The sequence below is a fragment of the Bradyrhizobium sp. Ken01 genome (assembly GCF_055807355.1).
On the sequence record NZ_JBVVPC010000089.1, the window covers coordinates 1 to 12731 of the forward strand.

Consider the following 12731-nt stretch of genomic DNA (forward strand, 5'->3'; position numbering starts at 1 on the left):
CGCCGATGTGACCAACGTCCACCGCCGTCCGGCCCGCGTTCGTGACGATCGCGATACGCCCCTCTTCCTTGGGCCGGGTCGAGAAACTCCTAACAAAAATCCGAATTCTAATAAAGAGAAATATTTTGTCGCCGGTCCGTTGACCCCGGACTTGGGTGTTTCGCCCGAAATGACGCAAGGGATTGTGGCCGGAGCCGTCAGTCCGGCGCGGTCGGGACCGGCGTATTCTGCGCGACCGCCTTGGCCGGCGCGGCCGTCATGGAATTGCGGCCGCCATTGGCGAGGTTGCGGCGAAGCGATGGCGGCGCCGCTTGCAGGGCGAAGATGATCGCGATCTGGGTCCGGTTCTGAAGGCGGTATTTGCGCATGATGTTGCCGATATGCGCCCGCACCGTGTTCTCCGAGATCTTGAGCTCGTACGCGATGTTCTTGTTCTGCATGCCGCGTGCGATCAGCATCATCAGGTCCCGCTCGCGTGGCGTTGGTGTGATCGAATGTTTCGGATCCGGACTCATGACTGCTCCTCCGTGGCCTTTGGTCGACGCGAACACCCCAGCATGTTCTCACTCCGTCTTGAGTGCCTCGATCGGACTGAGCTTGGATGCCTTGTGGGCGGGATAAAAACCGAAGATCAGGCCGGTCGCGATCGAGAAGGCGAGGGCGAGGCCGATCGCCTGGCCGTCGATCGAGGTGATCCATCCTGCCATGCGCGCGACCGTCATCGAGAGCGTGACGCCGGCACCGACGCCGATCGCACCGCCGAGCAGGCAGAGCACGAGCGCCTCGCAGAGAAACTGAAGACGGATGTCCCGCATCCGCCCGCCAAGCGCGCGGCGAATTCCGATCTCTCGCGTGCGCTCGGTGACCGACACGATCATGACATTCATGATGCTGATGCCGCCAACGAGCAGCGAGACCGAGGCGATAGCGACGAGCAGGAGCGCGACGGTGCGGATCGCTCCCTGCTGCGCTTCCATGGCGGCGGCCGGATCCTGGACCTTGAAGTCGTCCTCCTGGCCAGCGGGGATACGGTGGCGCTGCCGCAACAGGTTTTCGATCTCCGTTCGCGCCCCCGCCATCTGTCCATCCGCAGCCACCTTGGCGATGATGTAGGCGACCGAATCCCGGTTGATGTTGCTTGCGCTGCCGAGGAAGCGCAACTTGGCCGTGGTGAGCGGCACGAAGGCGACGTCGTCCTGCGCCGGTCCCTTGCGATCGAGAACGCCGACCACTTCGAGCGGCACCTTCATGATCCTGATCTGTGCACCGATCGGGTCTTCGCCGGGCGCGAACAGCTCCTGCGCCACCGTGCTGCCGAGGATCACGACCTTGCCGGCGCCTGCCTCCTCGGTGCCGGAAAAATAGCGCCCGGTCGCAAGCTGCCAGTCGCGGACCATGAAGTGCCCGGTCGTCGTCCCGTTGATGGTCGTGTTCCAGTTCTTGCTCTCGTGAATGACCTGCGCCGTTCCTGCAATCGAACCCGCCGCTGCCTGGATCTCGGGGATCTGCTCGAGGATCGCCTGCACGTCGCTCTCGGTCATGGTCAGCTTGCTGCCATCCTTGAGACGCACGCCGCCCTGGTAGACCGCGCCGGGGTTGATCATCAGCACGTTGGCGCCGATCGAGCGGATCTGCTCCTGGAGGCGAAGCTGCGCGCCGGACCCGATCGCAAACACGGTGACGATGGAGGCGACGCCGATCACGATGCCGAGCATGGTGAGGATGCTGCGCAACGGATTGAGGCGCAAGGCGTGCAAAGCGATCTGAAAGCCCTGGAGCATCGTCATGGCGCAGCGTTCCGTTTCGGCAGGATCGGGACCAGCGTTTCGTCAGCGACGAGCTCGCCGTCGTGCAGGCGGATCGTGCGCCGGCACTGGGTCGCGATGCCGGGATCATGCGTGATCATCACGATGGTCTGGCCGGTCCGGTTGAGCGCGGCGAACAGGGCCAGTATCTCGGCGCCGGTACGACTGTCGAGCGCGCCGGTCGGCTCGTCGGCGAGCACGATCAGCGGAGAGGCGATCAGGGCGCGCGCGATCGCGACGCGCTGCTGCTCGCCGCCCGAGAGCTGCCGCGGGAAGTGGTGGGCCCGGTGCACCATGCCGACGGCCTCCAGGCTTTGCTCGGCGCGGGCCAGGCGTTCCTTGCGGCTGATGCCGCAATAGACCAGCGGCAGCGCGACGTTCTCAATCGCATTGTGGCGCGCGAGCAGATTGTAGGACTGGAATACGAAGCCGATGCTGCGGGCGCGCAGGGACGACCGGTGGTCCTCGGAGAGATCGGCGACGTCGGCTCCCTCGAGATAGAGCGCGCCCTCGCTCGGCAGGTCGAGCAGCCCGATCATGTTCATCAGCGTCGATTTTCCCGAGCCGGACGGTCCCATCACCGCGACGATCTCGCCTCGTTCGATGTCGAAGCTGACATTGCGCACCGCAGTCACCGCTACTCCGTCGGCGCGATAGGTCCTGGAGACCGACTGCAGGCTGATGAGGGGCTGGGGGGCCGTCATGATCCGAACCTGATGCCGAGAAACTCCATGCCGGCCGGCCGGATGGCCTGACCCACGGCGACCTGACTGCCCTCGACGAGGTCTCCGCTCCTGAGCGCGACCTGTTCGGTGCCGGCCGCGCCGACGGTCACGGGAATACGCCGGAGTGAGCCGCTTGCAGTGCGCGCCCACACCCCGCTGCGCGCCGCGGCATCCGGCTGCGTGCCGGAGGGCTGGAAGCGCAACGCGGCAAGCGGCACTTTCAGCACGTCGTCCTGCCGCTCGATCACGATCTTCACCAGGGCGGTCATGCCGGGCAGCAGCGCGCCGTCGAGATTGGAGGTCGCCAGGACCACGGTGTAGGTCACGACGTGCTGCTGGTTCTGTGGTGCCTTGCGCACCTGCCGCACCACCGCCTCGAAGCGGCGGTCCGGGTAGGCATCCACCGTGAAATGGGCGCGCTGGTCGGGGGCGATTCGCCCGATATCGGCTTCGTCGACCTGGGCGTGAATTTCCATGTCCTCCAGTCGGTGCGCGACCACGAACGTCGTGCGCGATTCCAGTCCGACCGCGAGCGTCTGGCCCTCGTTGACGAACCTGCCGACGACGACGCCATCGATCGGCGAGCGGATCACGGTGCGGTCGAGATCGGCCTGGGCCGCAGCGAGAACGGCCGCCTTCTCCGGCACGGCCATTCGTGCCTGCTGCAATTCCGCCTCGATCCGGCGGATATCAGCCTGCGCGCCGTCGACTGAGTAGGCGTTCAGGGACATCAGGACTTCGGCTTCGCGCTCTTGGGCAAGCCTCGCGGTGAACTCCGTCTGGGCGTCATCCACCGCCGTTACCGCCACGACATTTTGTGACTGTAGAGCCAGCTTGCGCTGCAAGGTCTTCTGCGCCGACGCCTTGACCGCCTGCGCGCTGTCGAGCTTGGCCACGAGTACGTCTCTGCTGCCCCTGGCGTTTTGCAGATCGATCCTGGCGCGGTCGAGCTTGGCCCGCTCGATGTCGACAAAGGAGTTCGCCACCGCCACGGCCGCCCTGGCTTCGTCGACTTTGGCCGCAAAGCTGCGCGGATCGATCAGGGCGAGCGGCTGATCCTTCGTGACTGTGTCGTTGAAATCGACATAGACCCGGGCGAGCTGCCCGGACAGTTGGGAACCGACCTCGATCGTCTTGACCGGCTGCAGGGCGCCGGTGACGGTGATGGTCTGCTCGATGCTGCCGCGCTGGATCGAGGCATAGCGGAATACGGGGGCGTCCGATCCGAAGGTCCGTGTTTCCCGCCCGACCGGTCCGAGCAGCCGCTGGGTCGATTCATAGGCGCGGGCCGCCTTCTGCGCCGCGGCCCAGGCGGCGTCGCTGATCACGGCTGGCCGGGCGGCGTAGATCGCGGCGAGGCCACATGCGGTTCCGAGCAAGGCAATAACTGGCACAAATCGCATATCAAAAACCCGCCTCTTGAAATGGCATCGTTGGCGGCACGGAGAAAGATCGCGCTATGGTTGTAAATCTTAGAAAGCGCAGTCGATCGTCAGTGTGTCGCCGCTGCCGGGGCGTCGGTCGGGTGCGCTTGATGATCCAGAAGTAAAGTCTTCGGGTGCTATTTTTCGTGACTTGCCGGAAATGCATACGGAGCGTATCGATATGATGCGCGCGGTATCGAACTCGACAAGCTGACTTAACGTCCCGTCTGTTCTGGCTGAAGCGGCCAGCGCCTGGCGTTCAAGTCGGCACGTGGGTGGCGACGCCATGACGCAGCGGGCGATACCGAAGTTCCAGATCGTCGCATTGTCGATATCGCGCCTCGCTGTGATGCCGCAGCTCCCAAGCGCGAATCCCCGCAATCACGAAACCCGATATGTGAACACCTTCACTCGTCTTGAACGGGTGTTGGCCCTAAGACGTCGAAGCGGCGGATCGGAGCGACTCGCCCGATCCCCGCGAATTCATCCAAGCACCTTGATCTCGCTTGCAAGAAGAATGGATGGCTCGTTGCGTGTTCATCGAGCCCCAAGCCGGGGAGCCCGTTGCCATGAGTTCAGGTCAAGCTACAGTTTATATCATTGATGACGAAATTCAGATTCGAACTGCGATAGGAAGTCTCTGCGAGGAGACCGGGCATCAGGTAAAATTGTTTGCATCGACGGACGAGTTCGTCGCGGGCAGTATTTCCGGCGGACCTTCATGCCTCGTGCTCGACGTCCGCTTTCCCGGCACGGCGCCGACCGGCCTCGAGCTTCAGCGCCGGCTCGCCGAGACGGGCGTGCTCATCCCGATCGTCTTCATCAGCGGCCATTCCGACGTCCGGGTCTCGGTCGAGGCCATGAAGCGCGGCGCAGTCGAGTTTCTTCCAAAACCGTTTCGCGAACAGGAGATCCTCGATGCGATCAGGCATGGCATCGAGCGCGACCGCAGGCGGCTCGAACGCGAAGATAGCGTGCGCGAGGCGCGCCAGCGCGTCGAGACGCTGACGGCAAGGGAGCGCGAGATCATGCTGTTGATGGCCGAGGGTCTCGTTGCCAAGCAGATCGCGGCGAAGCTTGGGGTGAGCGAAGTGACGGCCAAGGTCCATCGCGCCAGGATGATGCGAAAGCTGGAGCTTCGCTCGCCGATCGAGGTGGTGCGGTTGGTCGACAGCATGGGACGCGAAGACGAGACGACACGAATTGGCGCGGGACAACCGTACAGCTAGTACTGCGGGCACCAAGGCGCCGCGCAACGTCTAGTCCGTACCGATTAGCATGAACTGCAGTCTGTCGCACGCAGCACGATCGGTTCAAAGTCGGTCCTGCGATGTCGGCCTCCTCCAAGACGGCATCCGAACCCAGTCAGAGATCTTAGCCAGAAAGGATATTCCATGCGCAAATTGTTTTTTGCTTCCGTTGCCGTGCTCGCCCTGTCCTCCGCCGCGCAGGCCGCCAACACCTCGACCACCGTGCAAGTGGGCCTCGTGAACGGTTCCAGCGTCTCGCAGCAGGGCCTCACCAACGACACCTCGTCGACCAGCCAGCTCGGCCTCGTCAACAGTGCGACCACGATGCAGGGCACCAGCGCGGCCTCGCTCAACAACGGCAGCACGGTCAACCAGATCGGCGTGCAGAACTCGGCGACCACCGGCCAGGTGGCGTTCGGCAACAACGGCAGCTCGATCACCCAGAACTCGTTCGGGCCTGCCCCGCTCCAGAACAACGCCGCCGCCGTCGGACAGCTCAGCGTGTTCGGCGTTAACGGCAGCACCGTCTCGCAGACGGCGCACTAAGCCAGCCCCGTTTGGCCGGACGCGCCAATTGCGGCGCGTCCGCGCCATTCTTGAAAGCACCGCCTCGGGCAGGACGACTCGGTGAGAAGTTGTCCGCCGACTTTTGCGGAGGAAATGTCATGCATCAAAAATATCTCGTTGCCACGATCGTCGCGTTCAGCCTGTTGACCGCCGTCGATGCCCAGGCCGGCAACTCGGCCAGCGTGCTGCAATTCGGCACCACCAACAACTCCTTCATCTCGCAGAGTGGCGGCACCAACAACAGCGCCACCACGATGCAATTCGGCGCCACCAATACTGCAACCACGTTGCAGACGGGTTCGCTCCTCACCGTCAACACCTCGGTGATCGGGCAGGGCGGTACGACCGCGACGGCGTCGAACACGGCGCTGGCCGGCCAGGCCGGTGGCTTCAATTCGAGCCTGATCGGCCAGATCGGCGCGAACAACGCGGCCGGCGTCGGACAGCTCGGAATCCTGAACGGCTCGACGATTTTGCAGCAGACTCCGTGATCGCAATCCTTTTCGATAGCGAGGCATTTCATGAGACATTTTTCAGGCGCCGCCTGTGGCGCATTTCTCACCTTGTGTTGCGGGGGCGCCGGCTCGGCCGGTGCCCAGACTGCCGATATCAAGACCATCGTGTCGCTCGGCGGCCCGCCGGTGGTGCTGAACCAGAACAGCCAGCTCAACATGGCCGGCGTGTTCATGATCGGCGGCAGCACCAGCGCGACCGTCACTCAAAACGGCACGAACAACGCGACCGGTATCCTGCAATTCGGCGGGACGACGTCGGCATCGGTCGGGCAGACGGGCGTGAATAATCTTGCGTTTGTCGGCCAGGCCGGCCAATCGACCAGCAGTTTCCTGTCCCAGTTCGGTGCGTTCAACTCGGCGACTGTCGTCCAAAATAGCCACTGAGCTGAGTGCGACCTCGCCGTCGTCAGAAATGTAATGGGGGCAAGGCAATGAAATGCGCTAGGCTACTGCTGGCATTGGCGGCATTGCTTGCCGTCGTCAGCGTCGCGTCCGAGGCATCCGCCGGATCCGTCCAGCGCGGCGTGACGAACCGGAACGTGAGCATCGAGACGATCGTGCAATTCGGCAACGATGTCCAGCCGGTCACGATCGAAGAGAACAGCCGCATCAATATCGCGCGTGTCATCCAGATCGGTGGCACGGGAACGGTCGATGCGACGATCATCCAGAACGGCACGCGAAATTATGTCGATGTGATCCAGGTGGGTGGCACCACCAATGTGGCGATCGGCCAGTCGGGCGTGAGCAACATTGCCGATATCACGCAGGTCGGCAATTCCACCAACGCCCTCCTGCTCCAGATCGGAGACATGAACACGGGAACGGTGCGACAATTCGGGCGCTCCAACTGGCTGTCGATATTTCAGTTCAGCCGGTGATCGTGAATGCGAGGTGCAACATGAGATTCATCGTACTTGCAGCAGGAATGAGCATCATGACGGCGATGACAGCCGGGCCGGCCGGAGCTGGCGAGTCCGGCGACGGCCATACCACAATAGTTCAGGACGAGAACGGCACGTCCGTCATTACCCAGAGCGGCGATCCGGCGCAGGCCGAGGTCAAGATTGAGAAGGAGCCCGGGCGCACGACGGTCTATCGCCGCAGCGGCGGCAACAGCGCCATCGTGACGCAGGGCACCGGAAATCCGCAGGATATGTTGGACTGGCTGCGCAAGCAGCAGGGCCGCTGACGCACGAAGGCCCATCGTCCGTGGTGGACGATGGGCCTCGGCGTGAGCGGGCGTTACCAGCTCCGATAGACGCCCGTCAGGGTGCCGTTGTTGTTACCCTCGGGGCCGACATCGCCCTGCGTCGAACTCGGCGCCGGATGGTTGGTGCCGTTGAGCGCACCGTAAGGCCCCGCGACATCCGGATAGTACGCGCGTGGCTGAACCGGTTGGTAAGCGGGGGCCGTGCGGTCCCATCCCGCGCGCGGTCCGTTCCAATCATAGCCCTGGGCCGAAGCGGCCGCCGTGCCCGCGACGAGTGAAGCCGTGATCAGGCAGAGGAGTTTCGATTTGTTCTGCATTGGACATGCTCCTTGCTGGTGTCGGGAGCCAACGACCGCAGTGCGGGAGCGTTCCGGGCGTTGTCGGCCGAAGCGATCAACTCCGATCAACTGGTTATGAAGTCCGTTTTCCCGGAACACGTGCGACATCAGCCGGAATCCCGGGCGTCTTGCCGCAGCTTGTTCCCTATCAATCCCGTGCCTTAACCAATAATTAATTATACGTTTGCGGGTGGGCGACAGCCCGGCCTAGCGTGCGGTGGGGAGCCGCTATCCGCGAAGCCAAACGAGTTGGTGCGTATCATGATGTCCAGATCATTTGGGGCGTTGCTCGCCTCGCTCAGCGCAGCCGCGCTGCTCCTTGCCCCCAGCGACAGTTTTGCCCGACCCGGCGGCGCCGTCGCACATGCCGCCACGCCTTCCGGTCCGGCGGCGCGTCCGCCGATTGCGCCGGGCGCCAGGTTCCGTGGCCGCAACACGCCCTGGGTCTACTGGCCCGGCGGCGGCGGGTTCTACTATGACAATGCAGGCTACGGCCAGCCTTTCGCCGAGACCGCCCAACCCGTATCGAACGACGTGCGCTACACCTACACGTACGACGTTCCCTGGGATTGGACGCATCGCTTCCCGCCGAACGTGGTGCCGTCCGACCGGCCCTACGTGCCGAGCTGTCCGACGGAGCAGGTCACCGTGCCCGGCCGCGGCGGCGGCGAGCACACCGTCAACATCATGCGCTGCTACTGAGCAGCGCGTTCGGCTCAGCTAGCCCAGCTCAAAACTGGTCACGCCGAAGACGCGGTCGATCCGCAGCGGCGCGATCGGCCCCGTGTACATCCGAGCCGTCTCGAACACCGGCTTCAGCCCGAGCTTTTCCGCGAGTGCGATCGCCTCGCGATTGACGGCGGGGACGTCGAGGAAGATTTCGCCGCCGCTTGCGCTCGCCAGCAAGGCCTGCACGATTGCGTCCGCCGCCGCGCGGTCGTCGGCGACGAGCGGGCCGATCTTGCGGCCGGTCCGGCACGGCCGGATCACGCCCCATGCGGTGAGCTTGCCGTCGCGCAGCAACGCGCGACCAACATGTCCTGATGTGCCGATCCAGGCACGCAGGAAGGCACCGCGCGGAGCCGGGAACACCGTCGCATCGTCGGCTTCAATGAGCGCGAACGGGATCGTGTCGAGCGCAATTACGTCGGCGGGCGGCTTCGGTGGCGCGGCGACGATGCCGCCATAGCGAATATTGGCGTAGGCAAGCTGGAAGCCGGACTTTCTGTAATTGTCCTGCTGCGCCACGACGCCGTCGAGGCCGATCACGCGAGTGCCCGCATGGGCGACCGCCGCGTTCCAGATGCGCAAGCCGTGGCCTCTGTCGCGAAAATCCGATCGCACGATGTAGAAGCCGAGAAATGCGAAGCGATCGTCGTAATTGACGCAGGAGACGGTCGCGACCGGCTCGCCCTCGATCTCGCCGACGAAGAAGCCCTTCGCGTCCGGGATCGCGAAACAGGCGGCATCGGAGAGGCCCGGATTCCAGCCCTCGGCCGCGGCCCACTCGACGGCGGTGGCGATCTCCTCGGGGCGCAAATTGCGGATCTGCAAATCGCTCATCTTTCAAGTCGCTTTCGACGGTGGACCTTCCGGCCGGTCCGGCGGTAGAAGGCCTCATGACAGGCCGGGCCTGCGGCTCGCCTCCACGATATCACAAAGGATGATCGCTCATGGCAGCAGAGATGGCAGCAGAGAAGGTCGCACTCGTGACCGCCGGCGGTAGCGGCATGGGGGCAGGGGCCGCGCGTCGGCTCGCAGCCGACGGCTTTCGCGTCGCCATCCTGTCTTCTTCCGGCAAGGGCGAGGCCCTGGCGGCTGAGCTCGGCGGGTTAGGGGTCACCGGTTCCAACAAGTCGCACGACGATCTGAAGCGGCTTGTGGACGGGGCGCTTGCCCGATGGGGACGCATCGACGTGCTCGTCAACAGCGCGGGCCATGGGCCCCGGGCGGCGATCACCGAGATTACCGACGAGCAGTGGCACACCGGCCTCGACACCTATCTGCTCAACGTGATCCGTCCGACCCGGCTGGTGACGCCGATCATGCAGACGCAGAAGGGCGGCGCGATCATCAACATCTCGACCGCCTGGGCGTTCGAGCCGAGCGCGATGTTTCCGACCTCTGCGGTGTTCCGCGCCGGCCTTGCCGCCTTCACGAAGATCTTCACCGACACCCATGCCGCCGACAACATCCGCATGAACAATGTGCTGCCGGGTTGGATCGACAGCTTGCCGCAGCTGGATGCACGCCGCGACAGCGTGCCGATGCGGCGTTACGGCAAGGTCGAGGAAATCGCCGCGACGATCTCGTTCCTGGCGTCCGACGGCGCGGCCTACATCACCGGACAGAACATCCGCGTTGACGGCGGACTGACGCGTTCGGTCTGAGCCGGACCGATTCGAATCGCGTTCTCGCGGGGTGTCGCGATGCGACAGTGGTGTGTGTGGCCCGCCGCTGCCGAAGGGTGATGCGTGGCCCCTCCGTCACACCCGTCACGCGTTCGCGCGCCGCACGACTCACACTACGTCACAGCCCCTATGAACTTCGCCGCAGCCCAAGACGGCGAGGGACCGGCAGCCTATGCCGGATCTGCGCCGGACAACTTCCGCCCGCGCGCATTCGACACGCGAGACCGATCGCGTGAGGCAAGGAGACTGGAATGAAGAAGTTTTTGCTGGCGGTGGCCGCGGTCCTCTTGGGCACCACATCCGTGCAGGCGGCAGACCTCGCGGCGCACTACACCAAGGCACCGATGATGGCGACGGCCTACAACTGGACCGGCTTTTACGTCGGCGGCAATGTCGGCGGACAATGGGGCAGCGCCAATCCCGCCAGCTCGACCGCGGTTGCTCCCTTCGGCTATTTCGCGGACACTAGTGTCACTGCGATTGCTGCGGTCGGCGCCCAGCGCGTCAACAGCTCCAGCGTCACGGGCGGTCTCACCGCCGGCTACAACTGGCAGGTCAACAATGCCGTGCTCGGCCTAGAGGGCGACATCAACCATTTCGGCTTCAAGGGCAGCGGGTCCGGGTCGGCGCTCTATCCCTGTTGCGCCCCGACCGGCTTCACCGTGTCATCTTCGGTCTCGGCCGACTGGCTCGCCACCATCCGCGGCCGCATCGGCTTCCTCGCGGCTCCGACCTGGCTGCTCTACGCCACCGGCGGCGCGGCCATCGCCGAGGTGAAGGGCAATTTCAACTTCACCGACACGTTCGCCGCGGCGACGGAGTCGGCCGCGATCCGCGACACGCGCCTCGGCTGGACCGCAGGTGTGGGCACCGAATATGCCGTCGGCGGCGGCTGGTCGCTCAAGGCGGAATATCTCTACGTCGATCTCGGACGCAGTACCGTGACCAGCACCAATCTGCTTGGCGGCGCGTTTCCGACCAGCGTCTTCACCCACTCGGTCGATATCAAATCGAACATCGTGCGCGTCGGCGTGAACTACAAGTTCGGCGGACCGGTCGTCGCGAGGTACTAAGCATCCCGTTTCCATCCTGGCGTCGAAAGCCCCGGTCTGGCCGGGGCTTTCTGTTTCGGCGAGGCGGGGTCAGTGCGAAGCCACGAGGCGCGCCAACGCCGGCAGGATTTTATAGCGCGCGATCTCGTGGGGATATTCGCCCCGATTGGCGAGCAGCACGATCCCGATCCGCTGTGCCGGCACGAGGCCGATATAACCGGAGGCGTTGTTGAGCCCACCCGGCTTGTCGACGACGGCGACGCCTGGAAGACGCACCGTCTCCCAGGCCATTCCCTGTCCGAACTTGTCGTCGACGCGGAAAGCCTCGTGCTGCGTCATCCGCAATGCCTCGCGCAACTGCGGATTGATCGACCGCCCGTCGACGCAGGCAGCAACGAATGTCGCGAGATCCCGCGGCGAGGAAAACATCTGGCCCGTGCCGGGGAAATCAAAATAACTCTGCTGGTTGCCGATGGGGCCGATCGCCATGCCCTGATCCGAATAGCCCTGGACCGCGCGCTGCATCCAGGCCTCGTCCATTACGGCACGGCTGTCCTCGCCGCGTTCGGGCACGGAGGTCGCATTCATGCCGATCGGCTCGAGGATACGTTGTTCGAGCAGGGTTGCGATCGGTGCGCCGTGACAGCGCTCGAGCACGAGTTGAAGCAGCACGTAGCCGGCGTGGCTGTAGACGCGCTGCTTGCCCGGCACTTCGCCGGCCTGCGGTCTCCAGCTGTTGAACATGTCGATGAGCTGTGCGCGCGAAAAAGTGTCGCTCGGCCACGGCGGATGGTCGGTCGGCAGCAGCATGCCTGAGGTGTGCGTGACGAGCTCGCCGACGGTGATGCCGCGGACATAGTCGCCGGTGAGCTCGGGGAGATATTCCGCCAGACGATCGTCGAGCCGCAGCTCGCCGCGGAGGGTGTCGAGCGCGACCAGCGTCGCCTCGAACGGCTTGCGCAGGGAGCCGAGGTTGAACAGCGTATCCGGCGTGACCGGCCTTCGCGCGGCGTCGTCGGCAAAGCCGTAGGTGAAGAATTCGAGATGGCTGCCGGCATAAAGCGCGGCGGCCAGACCGCCCGGCTGGTCCGGCGTCGCGGTCGGCGCCAGCTCGTTCGCGACGATGTCGCGCATCTGTGCGATCATGTCTGAATCCGCCGCGGCGTAGCGCGGCCAGGCAAGCGCGAGGGGAACGAGCGCAGCGTGCGCGAGCGCCCGTCGGGTGAGATACGATGAGGTGGCAACAGACGGCACGGCTCTGGCGCAGGATTCGATGCGCCCCCGGTCTCTTGTAGCGGGAAGGGCGGTGCCTCCCTATTCACGATTGCGCGTGGTGGGTTCCGCGCGCGTGGTTTGTAGATGGGGTAACGGGTCGGCCTCCGCGGCCAAGCCGCGCTAGCTACGGCGCTATGTGATGCGCGCGTCGCGCGG

General features: G+C 64.6%; 16 protein-coding genes. 9 read left to right on the plus strand and 7 right to left on the minus strand.

Features of this window, described 5'->3' with window-relative positions; genetic code table 11:
• Positions 1-197: 197 nt before the first annotated feature.
• Genes AC0L3S_RS37925 through AC0L3S_RS37940 form a run of 4 tightly spaced genes read right to left on the minus strand, consistent with a single transcriptional unit; the run spans position 198 to position 3933 of the window.
• Positions 198-515, minus strand: a complete 318-nt coding sequence (locus AC0L3S_RS37925) for a response regulator transcription factor (protein WP_473263913.1) — start codon at positions 513-515, stop codon at positions 198-200.
• Between the two features lie 48 nt (positions 516-563).
• On the minus strand, positions 564-1787 hold the full coding sequence (locus AC0L3S_RS37930; protein ID WP_473284983.1) for an ABC transporter permease: 1224 nt from the start codon (positions 1785-1787) through the stop codon (positions 564-566).
• Entirely contained in the window at positions 1784-2509 is a 726-nt protein-coding gene (locus AC0L3S_RS37935; protein ID WP_473263911.1) for an ABC transporter ATP-binding protein, read from the minus strand. Before AC0L3S_RS37935 ends, AC0L3S_RS37930 begins: the two co-directional genes overlap by 4 nt.
• Positions 2506-3933: an efflux RND transporter periplasmic adaptor subunit gene (locus AC0L3S_RS37940; protein WP_473284985.1), complete on the minus strand. Its 1428-nt coding sequence runs from the start codon at positions 3931-3933 to the stop codon at positions 2506-2508. Before AC0L3S_RS37940 ends, AC0L3S_RS37935 begins: the two co-directional genes overlap by 4 nt.
• A 590-nt stretch (positions 3934-4523) precedes the next feature.
• On the opposite strand from AC0L3S_RS37940, the gene AC0L3S_RS37945 reads away from it, so the two are divergent.
• From AC0L3S_RS37945 to AC0L3S_RS37970, 6 genes are all read left to right on the plus strand, one after another.
• On the plus strand, positions 4524-5183 hold the full coding sequence (locus AC0L3S_RS37945; protein WP_473263909.1) for a response regulator transcription factor: 660 nt from the start codon (positions 4524-4526) through the stop codon (positions 5181-5183).
• Positions 5184-5348: 165 nt separating this feature from the next.
• Complete coding sequence (locus tag AC0L3S_RS37950; RefSeq protein ID WP_473263908.1) at positions 5349-5750, plus strand: curlin subunit CsgB; 402 nt, start codon at positions 5349-5351, stop codon at positions 5748-5750.
• Positions 5751-5869: 119 nt separating this feature from the next.
• The gene (locus AC0L3S_RS37955; RefSeq protein ID WP_007611483.1) at positions 5870-6262 is read left to right on the plus strand and encodes a hypothetical protein; all 393 of its coding nucleotides are present in this window, start codon (positions 5870-5872) and stop codon (positions 6260-6262) included.
• A 30-nt stretch (positions 6263-6292) separates the two neighbouring features.
• The gene (locus AC0L3S_RS37960; RefSeq protein ID WP_473284987.1) at positions 6293-6670 is read left to right on the plus strand and encodes a curlin; all 378 of its coding nucleotides are present in this window, start codon (positions 6293-6295) and stop codon (positions 6668-6670) included.
• 47 nt (positions 6671-6717) lie between these two features.
• Complete coding sequence (locus tag AC0L3S_RS37965) at positions 6718-7167, plus strand: curlin (protein WP_473263906.1); 450 nt, start codon at positions 6718-6720, stop codon at positions 7165-7167.
• A 20-nt stretch (positions 7168-7187) separates the two neighbouring features.
• Positions 7188-7478, plus strand: a complete 291-nt coding sequence (locus tag AC0L3S_RS37970; protein ID WP_473284989.1) for a hypothetical protein — start codon at positions 7188-7190, stop codon at positions 7476-7478.
• 53 nt (positions 7479-7531) lie between these two features.
• Here the strand turns inward: AC0L3S_RS37970 and AC0L3S_RS37975 are convergent, their stop codons facing one another.
• Positions 7532-7816 (minus strand): hypothetical protein, encoded by a 285-nt coding sequence (locus AC0L3S_RS37975; protein ID WP_473263904.1) that lies wholly within the window; start codon positions 7814-7816, stop codon positions 7532-7534.
• 282 nt (positions 7817-8098) lie between these two features.
• Here AC0L3S_RS37975 and AC0L3S_RS37980 point away from each other — a divergent pair, with 282 nt between their 5' ends.
• Positions 8099-8539: a hypothetical protein gene (locus AC0L3S_RS37980; protein WP_473263903.1), complete on the plus strand. Its 441-nt coding sequence runs from the start codon at positions 8099-8101 to the stop codon at positions 8537-8539.
• Positions 8540-8557: 18 nt separating this feature from the next.
• On the opposite strand, the gene AC0L3S_RS37985 is transcribed toward AC0L3S_RS37980, so the two are convergent.
• The gene (locus AC0L3S_RS37985; protein WP_473284991.1) at positions 8558-9400 is read right to left on the minus strand and encodes a GNAT family N-acetyltransferase; all 843 of its coding nucleotides are present in this window, start codon (positions 9398-9400) and stop codon (positions 8558-8560) included.
• 122 nt (positions 9401-9522) lie between these two features.
• On the opposite strand from AC0L3S_RS37985, the gene AC0L3S_RS37990 reads away from it, so the two are divergent.
• Positions 9523-10227, plus strand: a complete 705-nt coding sequence (locus AC0L3S_RS37990) for an SDR family oxidoreductase (RefSeq protein ID WP_473264020.1) — start codon at positions 9523-9525, stop codon at positions 10225-10227.
• A gap of 272 nt (positions 10228-10499) precedes the next feature.
• Positions 10500-11321: an outer membrane protein gene (locus AC0L3S_RS37995; protein ID WP_473263901.1), complete on the plus strand. Its 822-nt coding sequence runs from the start codon at positions 10500-10502 to the stop codon at positions 11319-11321.
• A 69-nt stretch (positions 11322-11390) separates the two neighbouring features.
• Here the strand turns inward: AC0L3S_RS37995 and AC0L3S_RS38000 are convergent, their stop codons facing one another.
• Positions 11391-12446 (minus strand): serine hydrolase, encoded by a 1056-nt coding sequence (locus AC0L3S_RS38000; protein WP_473284993.1) that lies wholly within the window; start codon positions 12444-12446, stop codon positions 11391-11393.
• Positions 12447-12731 lie beyond the last annotated feature (285 nt).